The following is a 19214-nucleotide window of genomic DNA, read 5'->3' on the forward strand; positions in this document are numbered from 1 at the left end:
TTCTATCTGTTTTTACACATGAAGTCAAGGATAAATTGTAAACTTTTTACTGTAAAATCTGATTTATTCGATCACAAGGCTTCCGATCATGTAGCCGTTGGAGGTCAGAGGCATGGTATTTCCCAGTTTGATGACCTCTCCGCTAGCAGGATTCTGTACCAAAAGATAAAGGCTGTAAGTACCTTTGTCATAATCCCGCAGGGCAAGGGACTGCTTTAAGGTGGTCGTTTCCTGCGGATTCCAACTGCGATTATCCGTATCCAGTGGAAGGGTGATCATTTCTTCCGTGTCCTGATTGCGCATGAGCAGGCATACATCATATGGCATGTAAGAAACGGAAAAACCGACATTTTCTATGGAAAGCGTGAGACTTCCGCTTTCGTTTTTCCAGGTGTTAAAAGATAGGGCGGCATCCCGCAGGACATAGCGGTAACCCAGATGGGTCGTCATATAATCATACAGGGTAAGACCATTGTAGGCATCGGAAGAAGTGTAGGTCTGGCTTTTCCAGGATGTCAGCGTGCTTTCCGTCTGCTCGGCGTTCAGATAGGAAATATGGCGTGCCTGAAGCATCTGGATGGCGGTGGCTGTGTCTGCCAGCGAAGGGTCTGCCGCGACAGAGCCGCCGCATGGGGCAAAGGACGCGATCGCAGATGTGGCTTCTGCCTCTGCATTTGATAGGGCAGACGTCAGGCTATCGCTAAAAAGTCCCAGACGGTAGAAAAGGGTCTTGTCGGAAGTAAAAAGGGTCGGTGGTACACTGGTCTGTCCGATCGCCTGCAAATATTGCCCGGCATCGTGCAAGCCCAGATAGAGCGATTTGTCGGTTAGGGAAGCATAGTAGTCTGTCAGGTCGGCAAGGGTGGCATCCGTCAGACTTGGCGATGAGAGTGTCTCACCCTGCGCACCGACAAATATCCCCTGCAACTGGTAGATGTGTGCGGCATAGTCATTGATGATGTCGGTCACCTGTTCCATATGGCGATAGACGGTGGTCAGGTCGGAAGGCTCGCTGATAGAATTGTCGCCGGTCGTATCATAGCAGAAACGCAGGATCATCTGCTTGTCGGTCGCCGACCAGGTGCTCAAAATGGCGCGGATGTCAGCCAGTCCATGATCGGATATGGCACCGGCGGCATAATTTTTGAGGTTGATGCGGACAAGACAGAGGCGTGTGGAATTATCCAGAACCAACGCATAGTCCACGGTGGATGGGTCAAAAGATGTCTCGTCGGAGATCTCATACTCATAGGTGTGATACCAGCCGGTATAAGGATTTGCCAGAGTTTCGTTACTCTCGGCATAGTCCACCGGAGTAAAAGTGGCAGTGACATTGCGGCGCAATAAAAAAACAGTGCCGATGACACTGAGCGCTATTAAAAATAAGATCAGACCACACAAAAAGCGCAGACCGCGGTGCTTTTTCTTTATTTTTCCTGCCATGAGATGCTCCTTTGCTTTGATACAAGGAGTATATCATATTTATAGAAAGAAATATAAAAAATTGCCTAAAAATTGTCGTATTTGTTGGAGCGCAGGGGAGGGATATGATACAATGCTTTTAAGAGGATAATAGTAGGGGGCAGTATCATGGGGACAAGACTGGAAGAAAAAAAGAAAACTTTCAAACTCATAGTGGCACTCTTGTCAGCTGCGGCGACTTTGATCTGGGTTTTATTTTTTGCATGGATGCTATGCCAGAACTCGACATCATCGGAGATCTTGGAACTGGCAGAGGGCTGGCAGGTCAGTGTAAACGGACAAGCGTTAGCGCAGGAGGACACACTGGCGGCATACAAGTTCTCACATTTACAGGTGGGGGATGAGATTGTCCTGATGGGAAGTTTCCCTAAGGATATGACTCTGCACCAGACCATGACATTTCTGTGTTATCTGTCCACGATCGATGTGGAGATCGACGGCAGACAGATCTATCATTATGGACAGGAGTATGCCGAGAAGAACTGGGTGGTAGGCAGCGGCTATCATTTTATAGACCTGCCGAACAATGTTTCCGGTAAAGACTTTGTCATTACCTTAAACGTGCGTGAGCCGGACGCTTTTACCAATATCACCAATCCGACGGTGACAGCGACCAGTGAGGTCTATCGGGAGTTTGCAAGACAGCATCTGCTCAGTACCTTTGTGGGGATCTTTTTGATCTTATTGGGAGCAGTCATGACCATTGTCAGTGCGGTCGCTGTCTGCTACAGCAAGTTGTATGTGCGTCTTTTGTATATCGGGATCTTTAGTTTTTTGATGGGCATCTGGTCCATGTGCAATATGAAGGTGTTTGAGATCTTCAAGATCGATCTGGCTTCCAACACGACGGTGGAGTACCTGACCCTGTATCTGGCACCGATCAGTTTTATCTTAATGATCGCGGAAATGCGAAAGCATGTGGCGGTCTGGAAACAGCAACTGGCATATGCATCGGCTATGCTGATGGGACTGTTCTTTGTAGTTTCGACTATTTTGCACTTTTTGAATATCGAGCATTATCCGAGACTCTTGGGATACTTCCACCTCTTTGGCGGCATTTCCCTATTCCTGGTGGCGCTGACCGGATATGATAAAGAAAAAAAACGTGACCGTTCGGAAAGAGCCTTACATATCGGTGTAGTGATCCTGTGCGTGAGTGTGGCAATCGATCTGGTTCGTTTTAATCTGCAAAAATATGTCATGCAGGACAATGAACTTCTGACCATCAGTATCATTCCGGTGGGAACCCTGCTCTTTATCGTTATGCTGGTCGTAAGTTATATCTTCTACATCTATGGCATTCTGGTACATGAGGCAGAGCAGGAGTGGCTGGCTGACCGTGCATATCACGATGAACTCTGTGGTACTTACAACCGTACCAAGTGCAATGAGCGCTTTGACGAACTAGATGCAGGAGATGCGGAGTATGCCCTGATCAACATGGATCTCAACGGTTTAAAGACCATCAATGATTCTCTGGGACATGTCCAGGGAGATCTACTCTTGCAGGAATTTGCAGCCATCTTACAGGATGCCTTTTCCGGTATGGGTGAGGTATTCCGCATGGGCGGCGACGAGTTCTTAGTCTTAGTCCGCAAGGAACAGTTTCCACTGATCGACCAGTGCTTAAATAAAATGGTGCGTCTGGAGAAGCGGAGATCCAGCGAACTGACCTTTAATATTGAGGCAGCATATGGCGTGGCAAAAAGCAGCGAGTGTCCAAAGGAATCCGTGCAAAAAGTATATATGCTGGCAGACCGGCGTATGTATGATATGAAGACCAAGCAAAAGATCAATCAGAGACTGCGTTAGTTGTTGGTCTTTTTCGAGTACATGAGGTGGATTTATAGACAGTTTCCCTGAGCCGTGTTATATTACCAATATAAGATTGTTATTTTTTTGACAAAAGTAACAGACCAACCACACAAGTATTGAAAAAAGGGAGGAACCATACCAAATGTATGCTGACGAAAATGTAATTAAGATCAAACATGATGTACTTTATGAAGTAGCCAAATTAGCATTTGCAGATGAATTGGAAGAGAAGAGGGACGGCATTGCGCAGTCTTTGATTCCGGGACCAACACCGCAGTTCCGTTGCTGTATCTATAAAGAAAGAGAAATTATCCGCCAGAGAGTCCGCCTGGCAGAGGGAAAGGCACCGGGCATGCATGACGACGGCAATATCGTTCAGGTCATCAGTTCTGCATGTGAAGATTGCCCGATCTCCAGTTATGTTGTAACCGACAACTGCCAGAACTGTATCGGAAAGGCATGTATCAACGCATGTAACTTTGGCGCGATCGAGATGGGACGCCATCGTTCCCATATTGACGCTTCCAAGTGTAAGGAATGTGGTAAATGTGCCCAGGCTTGTCCTTACCATGCGATCGCAGCCTTAAAGCGTCCGTGTAAGTTCTCCTGTCCGGTCGATGCCATCAGTTATGACGAGAACGGCATTTCCGTGATCAACGAAGAAAAGTGTATCCGCTGTGGACTGTGTATTCACAGATGTCCGTTTGGTGCCATTGGTTCCAAGACCTTTATCGTGGATGTCATCAAGGCGATCAAGTCAGAACATCCGGTATATGCATTGGTTGCACCGGCGACCGAGGGACAGTTCGGTGAGCATATCACCATGAACAGTTGGAAGAAAGCCATGAAGGCAGTCGGCTTTACCGATCTTGTGGAAGTAGGACTTGGCGGTGATATGACAGCAGCCTACGAAGCAGAGGAATGGGCAGAAGCATACAAGAATGGCAAGAAGATGACCACTTCCTGCTGCCCTGCATTTGTCAACATGGTAAAGAAGCATTACCCGGAACTGATCGAAAATGTATCAACGACCATTTCACCTATGTGTGCCGTATCCCGTATGTTAAAGGCAAAAGAACCGGATGCGGTTACCGTATTTATCGGACCTTGTATCTCCAAGAAATCCGAGGTCAAGGATCATGCCATTGAGGGCAATGCAGACTATGCACTGACCTACAGTGAGATCCGTGCCATCATGCATGCGAGAAACGTAGAACTGGAGGAGGACGACAACTCTTATCAGGAGTCATCCATCTACGGCAAGCGTTTTGCAAATTCCGGTGGTGTTACCGAGGCAGTTTTGCAGAGTTTGAAAGAAAGCGATGATGAGATCGCAGCGACCGTCAACAAGTGTAATGGTGCCGCAGAGTGTAAGAAGGCATTGCTTTTGATGAAGGTCGGCAGATTGCCGGAAGACTTTATCGAGGGTATGATCTGTGAGGGCGGTTGTGTCGGCGGACCGAGTGCTTTCCGTCCACAGGCTTCTTTCAAAAAGAACCGTGAGACGATTCTTTCCGAAGCGGATGAGCGTGGTATCCATGAAAATCTGGATCATTACGATATGGATGCATTTTCCATGCATGCAAAGAGATAAAAGAAAACGAATACATAAAGACAACCGGAGCATCAAAACTCCGGTTGTTTTTCGTTTAGCCAGTCGACAAGAGCACAGAGACCTTCTTCGGAAAAGTCTGCTGTCTGGCGTGTCATTTTTTCTTCGTCCGTCTTAGCAAAGGCGAAAGGTCCCGGCCAGATGGTGGCTTGCAGTTTGACTTCTTTTTCATCCTCCGTATCCGGGATGGGGAACTCTATTTTTTCCACGCGGTAGCGCATATTGCCGTCGCTCCCGGTAAAGGGGGACTTTTTATAAAAATTGAGTGCTAATAAAGAATGACGATCAATCATGAAAAAATCCTTTCTTTGTATTATTTTCTTTTCTGTTTTCTATTATAATATATAGTAAGAAAAAGAAGTAAAAAATTTGCTTTTTTTCCGGTGGATTATGCTATACTATATTCTTATCATAATGGCACTGGGGGAAGTGCTTATAACAGGAGGTTTTTATATGAGGGGATTTTTCAGAAAATGGGGAGCAGTGGCTCTGGCACTGGTCTTGTCGCTATCGGTATTTGCCGGTATGGATGGATCAAGCGTGCAGGCGGCAGAAGATCATGCAGAGGATTGGATGGCAGACATTGATGGGGAAACGATGCTGAGTTCGATCTCCATTCCGGGCACGCATGACAGCGCGACACAGTATGTAGGCATGCGCTATATCTTTCAATGTCAGGACACCAGCATCGCACAGCAGTTGGTCGATGGCTACCGCTATTTTGACATGCGTCTGGTCTTAGACGGCAAGGAAGATGAGCAGACACTGATCTTGAAGCACAATTTTGCAAAGTGCAAAGAGGGCGGCGGACTTTTTGCAAAAGCACTCAAACTGTCCAATGTCTTATCGGATGTCTATGCCTTTTTGCAGGAACATCCGTCCGAGACGGTCATTCTTTGTATGAAGGCGGAAAACAGCAAGGATGATGTGGCACAGGTACAAAAACTTTTGTATGAACAGATCGATCAGAACCCACAAATGTGGTATCTTGCCAACGAGATTCCGACTCTGGAGCAGGTGCGGGGCAAGATCGTTTTGGCAACACGTTTTGAGGATGCCATGGGACTTGGTCAGCAAAAGAGCGGACTGCATTTTTACTGGGAAGACCAGGGAGCCCGGGAGATCGTGGATGTGCCATATGCACTCTCTGCCATTAGTGACAGTGCCTCTTTGTGGGTGCAGGACCGCTATAATTATGACACGTCCGACAAACTGGATGCCATTGTGGATGATCTGGAAAATTGTCAGGCGGCGGATGATACCTTTTCCATTAACTTTACCTCGACCAGTGGCAGCGGTAAGGTAGGGCATCCAAAGAAATATGCCACGACCATCAACGATTATCTCTTATCCTATGACTGGCAGGCAGGGACATCTTATGGTATTGTAGTGGTAGATTTTGCGACAAAGGATTTGGCAAAATGCATTTATGAGACCAATACCTTTGTAAAATAAGATAGGATAGAGGGTGAAGTTTATGCCGCAGGGCAGACCCATGCCGGGAGAGATCTACCGGCATTTTAAAAATAAGACATATCAGATTCTTGCCGTGGCAAGACATTCGGAGACCAGAGAATTATATGTCGTTTATCAGGCTTTGTATGGAGATTACCAGACTTATGTTCGACCATACGATATGTTCATTAGTCCGGTAGACCATGAAAAGTACCCGGAGGTAGAGCAGGAATATCGTTTTGCCTATATAGCATCCCCGGCAGAGACCATCTGCCAGCCGGAAGATATGGCATCCGCGGGCGACAGTACAAAAGCCATGACACAGGATCAGAAAGTGCTTGCGAAAAAAGCGGCAGGACAGCCGGAAAGACCTGTGGCAAAAGAGCCGGAAGTTGACGCAGAATTACAGGGTGTCAACCCGCATTTTCTGGATTTTTTAGATGCAGATACCTATGGCAGAAAATATGATATCGTGACCGAGATGGAGGAGGAACTGGACGATCATCTGATCAATCAGATGGCGGCATCCATAGATGAGATCATTGAGGATGGGCGGCTGGAAGACCGCATCCTGCAACTGGAAGCCTGCCTTAGAACAAAGGCGCGGTATGAATTGAACCGCGCCAGATAAACTATTGGTAGAGAGCCATATTTACATTATGATAACGGCGATCCATGGTGACATCCTGACCGAACCAGTCCGGTGGCAGGAAGACATTGGCTTCCTCGATGGAGGCAAATTCCACCTCCGCCATGATGAGCGGTTCCATATCGCCATGAAAGACATCAAGTTCGATGGTGTGAGGCGCAAGCGGGATAAAATACCGGGTCTTGCTGATAATCTTACCATCGGCTTTGGTGCGCAGATGTTCATAGGCTTCCTTGGTAAGCGGGAATTCACTTTCCTCCCTTGCCATCATCCCTTTGGACTTGTAGGTAAGGATATAATCATCATCCTTCCTGCGGATGCGAAGTACAGGATTTTCATTTAAATAAGCCTGTTCGATCTGACTGCAGGGATAAGAGGTCAGATCCTTTGGCAGATCTTTGATCAAAAATTTACGTTCGATTTCCATGCGATTCTCCTTTGGCGCTTTTTCTTATATTATAGCGCAGGCGGGAGCCCATGGAAAGAAGGAAGAAAACAAAAGAAAGAAATGAGGAAAAGATATGAGTAAAGTAGCAATTTGTATGGCAGACGGCTGTGAAGAGATCGAAGGACTTACCGTGGTAGACGTATTGCGCCGTGGGGGAATGGATATTGATACCGTATCCATTTCCGGTGATCCTTATGTGACAGGATCACACAATATTGCCTTTTGTGCAGATAAGCTGATCTCAGAGTTGAACTGGGCAGATTATGATGGGATCGTTTTGCCAGGCGGGATCCCGGGCACACCGAATCTGGCAGCAAGTCCGGCGGTGACAGATGCCCTTAAATTATTTGATGCAGAAGGAAAACTGATCGCAGCGATCTGCGCTGCACCGAGCGTCTTGGGACAGATCGGACTTTTGGAGGGCAGGGATGCAACTTCATATCCGGGCTTTGCAGAAAAGATGCCGGGCTGCAATTACAAGACAGATGCTGTTGTGCGGGATGGCAATATCATCACCAGCCGCGGCATGGGAACAGCGATCGAATTTGCACTAGCCATCGTAGAATATTTTTCAGACCATGAGACGGCAGTTGCTCTTGGCGAAAAGTTTATCTACAGTTATGGTGCATAAGAGATACTAATAATTTCCAACTATATTTTCCCGTATTATGTTCATACTAGCATTAGATAAATCTTCTACAGAAGACATCAGACAAGATCCGGTGTCAGAAGATTTGTCTTAAAATAAATCTGGAGGTAATGAACATGAGCGGATCTTCAAACTCAAATTCTAACAGAATGGCAGTTCCTGAAGCAAAGGATGCCATGAATCGTTTTAAGCAGGAGGTTGCCAGCGAGATTGGCGTGCCACTTAAGGATGGTTACAACGGTGAGTTGACATCAAAGCAGGCAGGTTCTATCGGTGGTGAAATGGTCAAGAAGATGATCATGAAGCAGGAGCAGGAAATGAGCAAATAAGTTTGCCCAGACCTTAGAGAGCAGCCTCGGGACTATCCCGGGGCCGCTTTTTTCTTTTCCTTTATAAAAAAATGTGAGGGATACATACATGAAAGAGTTTACAAAGGCTGCCATTGCAGATACTTTTATGGAATTGTTACAGGAGCACACGATCGACCATATCACGGTTAAGGATCTGGCAGAAAAATGCGGTATCAACCGGCAGACATTTTACTATCATTTCGCAGATATTTATGATCTGATGGAGTGGACGCTGGATAATGAGTTAAAGAAATTCTTAGAGCGTTATGACAAGACGGATACAGACTGGAAAGAGCAGTTGCAGCAGTTGTTCGTCTTTTTCCGTTTTCGTGGACAGCAGGTCTTACATGCCTACGATTCGCAGAACCGTCTTTATTATGAGCAGTTTATTTACCGGCAGATGCTGCCCGCCATCCACAAACTGATCCTGACCTATGAGGAGGCAGAGACTTTGGCGGAGGGCAAGGCCGAATTCATCGAACATGTCTATACGCGCATGATCGTCAATTTCTTTTTGGATTGGCTGGATGAGGGCATGCCGGATGAAGAAACGGTGCGCCTGAGTGATTATGTCCATTTTATGGAGGGTAGTTTACAGAGTACCCTGGTCACCTTCCAGGACAAAAATGTATAAAATTACTACAAATGTGCCGTGGTGTCAAAATTTTAGACATCTGGGCATTTTGTCTGTTTTATGAGGGAACGACCAGCGTTATAGTAATAAAAAATTTAAGGAAATGGCTGGTGTTTCATATGAACAGATCAAGTAAATTAGTTCAATTTGGACTGAAAAAAGCATTCGGATATATTGAAAAAGATCCGGAAAAGAATCTTGTCAAATTACTCGACATCGTCGATCAGTTTGCAGGCGATGATCCGAATATGATGGGAAAGCAAAGAGAGGCATTTCGTCGGGTCATCGACGATCCGGACAATAACATGAATCAGTTGATGATGCGTGTATTAAAGGATACTGATACCGAGGTCGTCAAAGCCATGTTTGAGAATTTCTTCCTCAATGCCAACTTTATCGGCTGGCAGACCCAGGAGGAAATGCGCAGGAAATATAACTGCAATATCCCGTGGGCGATCCTTTTGGATCCGACTTCTGCCTGCAACTTAAAATGTACCGGTTGTTGGGCGGCAGAGTATGGCAACAAACTGAACCTGACATTTGATGAGATCGATTCCATCATCATGCAGGGCAAGGAACTGGGCGTATATTTTTATATCTATACCGGTGGCGAACCGCTTGTGCGCAAGAAAGATCTGATCGCACTTTGCAGAAAACACCATGATTGTCAGTTCCTGACCTTTACCAACGGTACTCTGATCGATGAAGAGTTTGCAGATCAGATGCTGGATGTCAAAAATCTGGTGCCTGCGATCTCTGTTGAGGGATTTGAGGAGGCAACGGATGGCAGACGTGGAAACGGTACTTATGAAAAGGCTGTCCGCGCGATGGGATATTTGAAAGAAAGAAAACTTCCGTTTGGTATCAGTTGCTGCTATACCAGCCAGAACTTAGATTCCATTGCCAGTGATGCATTTTTTGACCAGATGATCGACTGGGGGGCTTACTTTGCATGGTATTTCCACTATATGCCGGTCGGAAATGATGCAGCACCGGAACTTCTGCCGACACCGGAGCAGAGAGAATATATGTACCACAAGATCCGGGAGGTGCGTGTGACAAAACCACTCTTTGCCATGGACTTCCAGAACGATGGAGAATATGTGGGCGGCTGTATCGCCGGAGGCAGACGCTATCTACATATCAATGCCAACGGAGATTGTGATCCTTGTGTATTTATCCATTATTCCAATACCAATATCCGCCACAATACCCTGCTTGAGGTATTACAGTCACCGATCTTTATGGCATATCATGATGGTCAGCCGTTCAACGACAACCATCTGCGCCCATGTCCGATGTTGGAAAACCCGGAGGCTCTGCAAAAGATGGTAGAAGCCACAGGGGCACGTTCCACAGACTTGCAGTCACCGGAGACGGTAGAGCATCTATGTGCTAAATGTGAGGACTACGCAAAGAACTGGACACCGACCGCAGAACGGCTGTGGAAAGACAGTTCCCGCAACCCGGCAAATCAAACACAAGCATAATTTTTGACAGGAAAAATAAATGGGGTTTTTCAAGGTCTGGATGCCTTGAAAAGCCCCTATTTTTCATTGGTTTTCCTTATTGCTATTTAAAATATGGTGTGATATAATATCCCAATGACTGCACAAGGGCTGAATGTCCTTTTTATAATAGAGGTTCTATTATAGGTGATTAGTACATGAGTTACAATTTTAAGGAGGAAATGAATTAAATGAGTGTACAGGTTGAAACATTAGAGAAGAATATGGCAAAACTCACAGTTGAGATTGAGGCTGAGCGTTTAGAGAAGGCACTTGACGCTGCATACAACAAGCAGAAGAAGAGCATCTCTATGCCGGGATTCCGTAAGGGCAAGGTTCCGAGAGCCATGGTTGAGAAGATGTATGGCGTAGAAGTATTCTACGAAGATGCAGCCAACATCCTTTTACAGGAGACATATCCTGAGGCATATGACGAGAGCGGTCTTGAGATCGTTTCACAGCCATCTATCGATGTCGTACAGTTAGAGAAGGGCAAGCCATTTATCTATACAGCAGAAGTTGCTGTTAAGCCGGAAGTTACACTTGGCAAGTATAAGGGTGTTACCGTTACCAAGATCGACACAAGCGTTTCTGATGAAGAAGTAGACGCAGAGGTCGAGACACAGAGAAACAACAACGCAAGAACTGTTTCTGTAGAGCGTCCGATCGAGAATGGCGATACCGCAGTGATCGATTTTGAAGGATTTGTAGATGATGTAGCATTTGAAGGCGGAAAGGGCGAGAACTACGACTTAGAGATCGGATCTCATTCGTTCATTGATACCTTTGAAGATCAGTTAGTAGGCAAGGTTGCCGGAGACGACGTAGAAGTAAATGTTACATTCCCAGAGCAGTATCAGGCAGAGGAACTTGCCGGCAAGCCAGCAGTATTCAAGGTTAAGATCCATGAAGTAAAGGCTAAGGAACTACCGGAACTTGATGATGAGTTCGCACAGGATGTATCTGAGTTCGATACTCTTGCTGAGTACAAGGAAGATGTCAAGAAGAAACTGACAGAGCGCAAGGAAGCAGATGCACATCGTACAAAGGAAGATGAAGCAATCGAAAAGATCATCGATGATGCTAAGATGGACATTCCAGAAGCAATGATCGACAATCAGGTTAACAGCATGATCAATGATTTTGCAAATAACATGATGCAGCAGGGACTTTCTATGGAGCAGTATATGCAGTTTACCGGCATGACCATGGATAAGTTCAAGGAGCAGGTTCGCCCGGATGCTGTTAAGAGAATCCAGTCTTCACTCGTATTAGAGCAGATCGCTAAGGACGAAAATCTTGAAGTTACCGATGCTGATGTAGATGCTGAGATCGAAAAGATGGCAGCAGCATACGGCATGGAAGTTGATAAGGTTAAGGAATACATCCAGGATGCTGAGAGAGAATCTATGAAGAAGGATATCGCTATCCAGAAGGCAGCAGACTTCATCATGGAGAATGTCAAGGAAAGAGCAAAGAGAACCACAAAGAAGGCAGCCGCTGACGAAGAGAAAGAGCCGGCAAAGAAGACTACCGCAAAAAAGACAACAGCGAAGAAGACAACTAAGAAGGCTGATGAGACAAAAGACGCTGAGTAATCAGACGTAATAAGGTCAGGAAAGAGAGGTTCATAATATGGCAACAATACCTTATGTCATTGAGCAGAATAGTAGGGGAGAACGTTCCTACGATATCTATTCCAGATTGCTGAAAGATAGAATTATCTTTCTTGGGGAGGAAGTAAACGAGACAACTGCAAGTCTTGTAGTTGCACAGTTATTGTTCTTGGAGTCAGAAGACCCGAGCAAGGACATCCATCTTTACATCAATTCCCCGGGCGGAATGGTGACTGCGGGCATGGCCATCTATGACACCATGCAGTATATCAAGTGTGATGTATCAACGATTTGTATTGGTATGGCGGCAAGTATGGGAGCATTCCTCTTAGCCGGTGGTGCCAAGGGCAAACGTTTTGCACTTCCAAATGCGGAAGTCATGATTCACCAGCCATCCGGTGGTGCCAAGGGTCAGGCAACAGAGATCCAGATCGCTGCAGAGAACATCTTAAAGACAAAGAAAAAGTTGAATCAGATGTTAGCAGACAACACAGGAAAGCCATACGAAGTTGTGGCAGCAGACACAGAAAGAGATCATTGGATGAGCGCAGATGAAGCCCTAGATTATGGCTTGATCGATGGAATCATCACAAAGAAAGAGTAATGCATAAGAGGGTACCCCATATGGGATACCCTCAATGTGCATATCATAAGGAAATGAGAGAAGTAAAATGGCAGGAAGAATGAATGACGATAAGATGGTCAGATGTTCCTTTTGTGGCAAAACACAAAATCAGGTACACAAGTTGATCGCAGGACCCAATGGGGCGTTTATCTGCGATGAATGTGTAGACATCTGTACAGAGATCATAGAAGAAGATTTAATGGAAAAGGGACTGATGCCGGAGTATGATGAGCCGGAGCAGGAAGGAAAACATTCAGACGCTAAAAGAAAGGCAAATGAGGAATTTGAGATCAATCTTTTGACTCCACAGGAACTCAAAGCCTTTCTGGATGATTATGTCATCGGTCAGGATGAGGCAAAAAAGGTACTTTCCGTCGCAGTGTATAATCATTACAAGCGTATCACATCCGGACAGGACATTGATGTGGAATTGCAAAAGAGCAATGTCCTCATGTTGGGACCGACCGGTAGCGGAAAGACATTGTTGGCACAGACACTTGCCCGTGTCCTTGGCGTACCGTTTGCCATCGCAGATGCTACGACACTGACAGAGGCAGGTTATGTAGGTGAAGATGTAGAGAACATCCTGCTCAAGTTGATCCAGGCAGCAGATTTTGATATCCAGGCAGCCGAGATGGGCATTGTCTATATTGATGAGATCGATAAGATCACCAAGAAATCCGAAAATGTTTCCATTACCAGAGATGTCTCCGGTGAAGGTGTGCAGCAGGCACTCCTCAAGTTGATCGAGGGTACGGTTGCCAGCGTGCCGCCAAAGGGTGGACGCAAGCATCCGCAGCAGGAGTTGATCTCCATCGACACCAAGAATATCCTCTTTATCTGTGGTGGGGCTTTTGAAGGTCTGGACAAGATCATTTCTGAGCGATTGGACAGCAATGTCATTGGTTTCCAGTCAGAGACCAAGGAGCGCAATCAGGATGACCTTTCTACGCTCTTAAAGCAGGTATTGCCGCAGGATTTCATCAAGTTTGGTTTGATCCCTGAGTTTATCGGACGTGTGCCGATCAATGTTTCCTTACAGGAACTGACAGAGGAAGATATGGTGCGTGTCCTGACCGAGCCGAAGAACAGTCTGGTCAAGCAGTATCAGGCACTTTTTAAGATGGATGATGTGGACTTGGCTTTCGATCATGATGCCCTGGTTGAGGTTGCCAGAAAGTCCATCGAGCGTAAGACAGGTGCGAGAGGATTGCGTGCGATCTTGGAGAACGTCATGATGGATTCCATGTACGAAGTACCATCCGATAAGACGATCACAAGCGTGCATGTTACCAAAGAGATGGTGGATGAAAATCTCCTCTTGGAGGACAAAAGCGGAAGCATTACAGCCATCGGAGAAGAGCAGGAGAAGAGTGCATAATGGTCATTAAGAATGTGGAACTGGAGACGGTCTGTGGCGTGACGAGTATGCTTCCGGACAATAAACTGCCGGAAGTGGCATTTGCGGGCAAATCCAATGTCGGCAAATCGTCACTGATCAATGCGCTGATGATGCGTAAGTCATTGGCGCGGACATCGGCACAGCCGGGCAAGACACAGACGATCAATTTTTACAATATCAATAAAGAAATCTATCTGGTAGATCTGCCGGGTTATGGCTATGCCAAGGCTTCCGAAAAAGAACGGGAGGCATGGGGGCAGATGATCGAGCGCTATCTGAACACTTCAGAAAAACTGCGTGCGGTCTTTCTTCTGGTCGATATCCGGCATGCACCGTCTGCCAATGACAAGCAGATGTTTGAGTGGATGGCATATGTAGGATATGATCCGATCGTCATTGCAACCAAGTTGGACAAGATCAAACGAAGCCAGATTGATAAACAGATCAAGATCATCCGTCAGGGATTGGGCGCGGATAAAGAGACCATTATCGTTCCATTTTCTGCGGAGACAAAACAGGGAAGAGATATAATCTGGGATTTTATGGATCAGGTGATTGAGAATGAAGAAGAGGCATAAAGGATTATTTGTGAGTACGCTGCTTGCCGCCATTTTTGTGGTGGCATTTGGCTGTACTTTTTTTATTTATCAGAAACAGGAAAAAAATGCTAAGGCAGAGGATCTGACCGTGGTCACATCCTTTTACCCTATGTATATCGCAGCCTTAAATGTCTGTGATGGCGTGGAAGGCATACATTTGGAAAATCTGAGCGAGCCGCAGACCGGCTGCCTGCATGATTACCAACTGACACCGGAAGACATGAAACTTTTGCAGACGGCGGATGTTTTTATCGTTAATGGTGGCGGTATCGAAAACTTTCTTACCGATGTGGCAAAGGCATGTCCGAATCTGACCATCATCAATGCGAGTCAGGGACTGGATCTGATCGAGGACAATGCCCACGCATGGATGAGCGTTGCCCTGCATGAAAAGCAGGTAGACAATATTGCAGAGGGGCTGGCGGCAGCGGACGCAGACCATAGCAAGGCATATGCAAAAAATGCCAAGGCATACCAGAAAAAATTACAGGCGCTGGAAAAGCAGGAAGAAGAAATGACACAATATACCAAGGGACGGTCTGTGGTCCTTTTTCAGGAAGCCTATGAATATCTGGCAAGGGATCTGGGGCTGGAAGTATCCTATGTCCTGGATCTGGACGAGGAACGTCAGATCAGTGCGGGCGAGGTATCGGATGTCATGTCTGCCATTGCAGGAGACCGTATCCGGGTCGTTCTTGCGGATGATGTCTATGGCAAGGAGATGGGCGATATGGTGGAGGCAGAGACCGCAGCCAATACCGTCTATGTAGAGACCCTGGTCAGGGGAGACTATGATAAGGACAGTTATATAGAGCACATGCAGGAAAATTTGGATGCCATACAGATGGCTTTTGCTGCGAGATAGGAGATAGTATTTATGCATAAGATCAAAAAACCATGTGGTTTTCACTGTATCAAGATGAAAGATATCGGCGTGTCCTTTGGCGATCAGGTCGTGTTGGAACACATCAATTTGCATATCCACTGTGGCAGCCTGACGGCGCTCATCGGACGAAATGGTGCGGGAAAGTCTACCCTGCTCAAGGCGATCTTAGGGGACATTCCCCATACGGGAAGTATTACTTTTTCCGATACCGAAAATGGAAAAATGAAAAAAATGAAGATCGGGTATGTGCCGCAGTCACTGAATTTAGAGCCAAATACGCCCATGAATGTATATGATCTGATCACGAGTTTCCGCTATGATTATCCGGTCTTTTTGAAGAACAAAAAGTTATATCAGGAGATCAAGGAAGCCTTGGCAGAGTTTGAGGCAGACCATCTGATCGACCAGCCGATCGGCAAACTTTCCGGTGGAGAATTGCAGCGTGTCTTACTATCGCTTGCGGTCATGGACGAGCCAAATCTTTTGCTTTTGGACGAGCCGGTGTCCGGTATTGACAAAAACGGTATGGATCTTTTCTATGAAAAGATGGATTACCTGCGCAAAAATTACGATATGGCGATCATCATTATCTCACATGATCTGGACTATGTGGCAAAGTATGCCGATAAGGTCGTACTGATCGATAAGACCGTCACGGCAGACGGCAATCCCAAGGAAGTCTATGAAAGCCAGGCATTTCATCGCGTCTTTGGTGATGCGACCTATGCCTATGGCAACAATGTAGGACATGTGCGCAAGGTGGAAGCGAAAGAAGCCCCTTATGAGGCTGGCTATAAAGGAAAGAAGGAGGAAGCATAATGACAGGTTATTTTACAGAGTTATTCCAATATGATTTTATGCGTCGTGCCTTTCTTGCCATCCTGATCATTACACCGCTTTTAGGTATCTTGGGCACTATGATCGTCCATAAAAAGATGGCGTATTTTTCGGATGCACTGGGACATTCTGCCCTGACCGGTATTGCGATCGGCGTGGTCTGCGGTATCAGTGACACCAATCTGTCCATGGTGCTGTTTGCCATTGTATTTGCCTTTCTGCTCAATCAGATCAACCGTAAAAATCTGGCGGCGACCGATACCATCATTTCTGTTTTTGCCAGTTGCAGTACGGCGATCGGTCTGGCAATCCTATCTAAGGGGGGCAATTTTAGCAAGTATTCCGCTATTTTGGTGGGAGATATCCTGAGCATTTCTACGCGGGAGATCATCTATCTGATCCTGATCTTTGCGGTGACTCTGGTATTCTGGTGCTTTGCCATCAACAAGTTGAATGCTATCAGCATCCATGCATCCTTGGCGAAGAGCCGCAATATTTCCGTGCGTCTGGTGGAGGATATCTTTGCTATTATCATTGCGCTCATTGTGACATTGTCGATCAAGTGGATCGGTATTTTGCTCATCAATGCCCTTTTGATCCTGCCAGCGGCATCCAGCCGGAATATATCGGAAAACATGCAGGAATATCACCTCTATGCCGTGATCTTTAGTCTCTTTTCCGGAATCGTGGGATTGGTCATTTCTTATTTTACCAATGTGGCGACCGGACCTATGATCGTGATCGTGGCATCTGTGATCTATTTTGCAACCTATTTTTATGGAAAGAATAAGTAAGGAATAAGTAAGGAATAAGTAAGAGACGTTCCTTTTGCCACAAGGAGTGTCCCAAATGGCTTTAGACCTGTCAGTCTGACAGGTCTTTTTCTTTTGTAAAAAATGCATAGAGCCGGAAAAACTGGAAACAATAGTTAGAAAAGGAAAGGAATGATGGCAAGATGGGATATGATGGAAACAACGAGACCCTCTATATCAAATTAGACCGGTCTGCCCTGCGCTATGAAGCGGATTTTTACATCAAGGATCTGGGCGGGATAGAGTGCAGTAACAGTGATATATTAGCGAGGGTAAAGGCACATGCCGTTTACCATTTCAAACATCCGGGCAATATGCCTGTATCCATTACCAAGGTGGTCGAGGAGATCCACAGCCTTTATCCTAAACTGACTGTGGTGAGTCTGGGCGAAACCGATGTCATCATGGAGTATCGGAGCAAGGAGCCGGAGACCTTTATGCAAGTGGCAAAGACGGGATTCCTTTGCGTACTGCTCTTTGTCGGAGCAGCCTTTGCCATCATGGCATTTCACAACGATATCAGTATCACGGAACTCTTTGACCGTTTTTATTTGCAGGTCATGGGAAGCAAAAAGCCTGCGGTCAGTCCGCTGGAGATTGCATATTCGATCGGACTTGCGGTGGGAATCTTATTCTTTTATAACCATTTTGGCAAGAAGAAATTGACTCATGATCCGACACCGATCCAGGTGGAAATGCGCAAGTATGAGAAGGATGTAGATACTGCGATCATAGAAAATGGGGCAAGGAGAGGAGAAAATCTGGATGTTTCTTAAAAGGACGGTCATCATTGTCGCAGGGCTGATCTTTGGAGGCGCAACGGCAGCCGGTGTGATTGCCCTGCTCACGACCTTGGGGTTTGTCTCGCGTATGATCGCAAGGCTGCAACTGGCGAAAGATACCATGCATTGGGAGAATGTCATCATCTTAGGAAGCCTGAGCGGTTGCCTTTTATCGGTTTTTGAACCGAGCCCTGTGCTTTTCTCCTTTTGCCAGGGGATAGCCGGGAGAGTTTTTGCAAAAGGGCTGGGACTGCTGGCATTGGTTTTGATCGGCATCTGTGCCGGTATTTATGTAGGCTGTCAGGCAATGGCGCTGGCAGAGATCTTAAATATGTTTCCCATACTCTTTCGCAGGGTAAAACTGCAAATAGGGCTGTCTTTTGCCATCCTTGCCATTGCTCTGGGAAAGCTGGCAGGCAGCCTCTGGTATTTTATTTTTTCATATGTAAGTTCATAAAAATGAGGTGATAAGAGAATGAAACAGGAAGAAAAAGAGCAGATCAATGAGACTTATAATGACTATGTGGAGAGTGTGACGCCAAAGGCAAATCTTTGGCTGCGCATGGCAAAAGCTTTTTTGGTCGGCGGACTGATCTGCCTTTTGGGGCAGTGCATTATCAACATAGGAAAAAAATATGGCTTGGACGATCAGACGGCGGCAAGTTATTGCAGTCTGACCCTTGTATTCCTAAGTGCCCTTTTGACAGGCACGGGGATTTACCCGGTCATTGCCAGTTTTGGCGGTGCGGGAGCATTGGTTCCCATCACGGGCTTTGCCAACAGTGTAGCGGCTACCGCCCATGGTTTTAAGGTTGAAGGACATGTCTTTGGTGTCGGTGCCAGGATCTTTCAGATCGCCGGACCGGTGATCCTGTATGGGATTTTTTCGTCCTGGATCCTTGGTTTGATCTACTGGTTTATGACGTCACTTGGTATGTGATTGAAAAAATACCATAAATTGTAGTTATAAATTTATAAAAACCACTAGATATTGTGCTGCACTTCCTGTATAATGAAAAACGCGCCAAGATGAAAAACATGTGCAAAGATTGT

The 19214-nt window shown here is 46.2% G+C and carries 21 protein-coding genes; 18 read left to right on the forward strand and 3 right to left on the reverse strand.

Going from position 1 to position 19214, the window contains the following annotated elements; translation table 11 throughout:
- Positions 1–63: 63 nt before the first annotated feature.
- Positions 64–1443, reverse strand: a complete 1380-nt coding sequence (locus tag DW183_RS04545) for a DUF4832 domain-containing protein (protein ID WP_118280834.1) — start codon at positions 1441–1443, stop codon at positions 64–66.
- A gap of 147 nt (positions 1444–1590) precedes the next feature.
- Here DW183_RS04545 and DW183_RS04550 point away from each other — a divergent pair, with 147 nt between their 5' ends.
- Together DW183_RS04550 and DW183_RS04555 are read left to right on the forward strand one after the other, a co-directional pair.
- Positions 1591–3294, forward strand: coding sequence for a GGDEF domain-containing protein (locus tag DW183_RS04550; protein WP_118280835.1), 1704 nt, complete (start codon positions 1591–1593; stop codon positions 3292–3294).
- 145 nt (positions 3295–3439) lie between these two features.
- Positions 3440–4891, forward strand: coding sequence for a 4Fe-4S dicluster domain-containing protein (locus DW183_RS04555; protein ID WP_118280836.1), 1452 nt, complete (start codon positions 3440–3442; stop codon positions 4889–4891).
- Positions 4892–4923: 32 nt separating this feature from the next.
- Here DW183_RS04555 and DW183_RS04560 read toward each other — a convergent pair whose 3' ends face one another.
- Positions 4924–5202 (reverse strand): hypothetical protein, encoded by a 279-nt coding sequence (locus DW183_RS04560; RefSeq protein WP_118280837.1) that lies wholly within the window; start codon positions 5200–5202, stop codon positions 4924–4926.
- A gap of 160 nt (positions 5203–5362) precedes the next feature.
- On the opposite strand from DW183_RS04560, the gene DW183_RS04565 reads away from it, so the two are divergent.
- Both DW183_RS04565 and DW183_RS04570 read left to right on the forward strand, forming a co-directional pair.
- Positions 5363–6364, forward strand: a complete 1002-nt coding sequence (locus tag DW183_RS04565) for a phosphatidylinositol-specific phospholipase C (RefSeq protein WP_158573017.1) — start codon at positions 5363–5365, stop codon at positions 6362–6364.
- Between the two features lie 22 nt (positions 6365–6386).
- Positions 6387–6995 (forward strand): DUF1653 domain-containing protein, encoded by a 609-nt coding sequence (locus tag DW183_RS04570; protein ID WP_118280839.1) that lies wholly within the window; start codon positions 6387–6389, stop codon positions 6993–6995.
- Between the two features lies 1 nt (position 6996).
- Here the strand turns inward: DW183_RS04570 and DW183_RS04575 are convergent, their stop codons facing one another.
- Positions 6997–7440 (reverse strand): CYTH domain-containing protein, encoded by a 444-nt coding sequence (locus DW183_RS04575; RefSeq protein ID WP_118280840.1) that lies wholly within the window; start codon positions 7438–7440, stop codon positions 6997–6999.
- 94 nt (positions 7441–7534) lie between these two features.
- Between DW183_RS04575 and DW183_RS04580 the strand changes: the two genes are divergently transcribed.
- The 14 genes from DW183_RS04580 (at position 7535) to DW183_RS04645 (ending at position 19101) form a co-directional block, all read left to right on the forward strand.
- Positions 7535–8092 (forward strand): DJ-1 family glyoxalase III, encoded by a 558-nt coding sequence (locus DW183_RS04580; protein ID WP_118280841.1) that lies wholly within the window; start codon positions 7535–7537, stop codon positions 8090–8092.
- A gap of 134 nt (positions 8093–8226) precedes the next feature.
- The gene (locus DW183_RS04585) at positions 8227–8439 is read left to right on the forward strand and encodes an alpha/beta-type small acid-soluble spore protein (protein WP_118280842.1); all 213 of its coding nucleotides are present in this window, start codon (positions 8227–8229) and stop codon (positions 8437–8439) included.
- Positions 8440–8527: 88 nt separating this feature from the next.
- Positions 8528–9094, forward strand: coding sequence for a TetR/AcrR family transcriptional regulator (locus DW183_RS04590; RefSeq protein ID WP_118280843.1), 567 nt, complete (start codon positions 8528–8530; stop codon positions 9092–9094).
- A 119-nt stretch (positions 9095–9213) separates the two neighbouring features.
- The gene (locus DW183_RS04595) at positions 9214–10584 is read left to right on the forward strand and encodes a radical SAM protein (protein ID WP_118280844.1); all 1371 of its coding nucleotides are present in this window, start codon (positions 9214–9216) and stop codon (positions 10582–10584) included.
- Positions 10585–10793: 209 nt separating this feature from the next.
- Complete coding sequence (gene tig / locus DW183_RS04600; protein WP_118280845.1) at positions 10794–12200, forward strand: trigger factor; 1407 nt, start codon at positions 10794–10796, stop codon at positions 12198–12200.
- 37 nt (positions 12201–12237) lie between these two features.
- Positions 12238–12822 carry an ATP-dependent Clp endopeptidase proteolytic subunit ClpP gene (gene clpP / locus DW183_RS04605; RefSeq protein WP_118280846.1) on the forward strand — a complete coding sequence of 195 codons (585 nt, stop codon included), beginning with the start codon at positions 12238–12240 and terminating at the stop codon, positions 12820–12822.
- 67 nt (positions 12823–12889) lie between these two features.
- A complete protein-coding gene (gene clpX / locus DW183_RS04610) occupies positions 12890–14224 on the forward strand; it encodes an ATP-dependent Clp protease ATP-binding subunit ClpX (protein WP_118280847.1) in 1335 nt (444 codons plus the stop codon).
- Entirely contained in the window at positions 14224–14823 is a 600-nt protein-coding gene (gene yihA, locus DW183_RS04615; RefSeq protein ID WP_118280848.1) for a ribosome biogenesis GTP-binding protein YihA/YsxC, read from the forward strand. The genes clpX and yihA overlap by 1 nt, the downstream gene beginning before the upstream one ends.
- The gene (locus tag DW183_RS04620) at positions 14807–15709 is read left to right on the forward strand and encodes a metal ABC transporter substrate-binding protein (RefSeq protein ID WP_118280849.1); all 903 of its coding nucleotides are present in this window, start codon (positions 14807–14809) and stop codon (positions 15707–15709) included. The genes yihA and DW183_RS04620 overlap by 17 nt, the downstream gene beginning before the upstream one ends.
- A gap of 12 nt (positions 15710–15721) precedes the next feature.
- Positions 15722–16549 (forward strand): metal ABC transporter ATP-binding protein, encoded by an 828-nt coding sequence (locus DW183_RS04625; RefSeq protein ID WP_118280850.1) that lies wholly within the window; start codon positions 15722–15724, stop codon positions 16547–16549.
- The gene (locus DW183_RS04630) at positions 16549–17361 is read left to right on the forward strand and encodes a metal ABC transporter permease (RefSeq protein WP_118280851.1); all 813 of its coding nucleotides are present in this window, start codon (positions 16549–16551) and stop codon (positions 17359–17361) included. Before DW183_RS04625 ends, DW183_RS04630 begins: the two co-directional genes overlap by 1 nt.
- 161 nt (positions 17362–17522) lie before the next feature.
- Positions 17523–18155 carry a stage V sporulation protein AA gene (locus DW183_RS04635; protein WP_118280852.1) on the forward strand — a complete coding sequence of 211 codons (633 nt, stop codon included), beginning with the start codon at positions 17523–17525 and terminating at the stop codon, positions 18153–18155.
- On the forward strand, positions 18145–18618 hold the full coding sequence (locus DW183_RS04640; RefSeq protein WP_158573018.1) for a stage V sporulation protein AB: 474 nt from the start codon (positions 18145–18147) through the stop codon (positions 18616–18618). The genes DW183_RS04635 and DW183_RS04640 overlap by 11 nt, the downstream gene beginning before the upstream one ends.
- 18 nt (positions 18619–18636) lie before the next feature.
- Entirely contained in the window at positions 18637–19101 is a 465-nt protein-coding gene (locus tag DW183_RS04645; RefSeq protein ID WP_118280854.1) for a SpoVA/SpoVAEb family sporulation membrane protein, read from the forward strand.
- Positions 19102–19214: the final 113 nt, after the last annotated feature.

This window comes from Roseburia sp. AM16-25 (genome assembly GCF_003473825.1).
GTDB classification, from domain to species: Bacteria; Bacillota; Clostridia; order Lachnospirales; family Lachnospiraceae; genus Pararoseburia; species Pararoseburia lenta.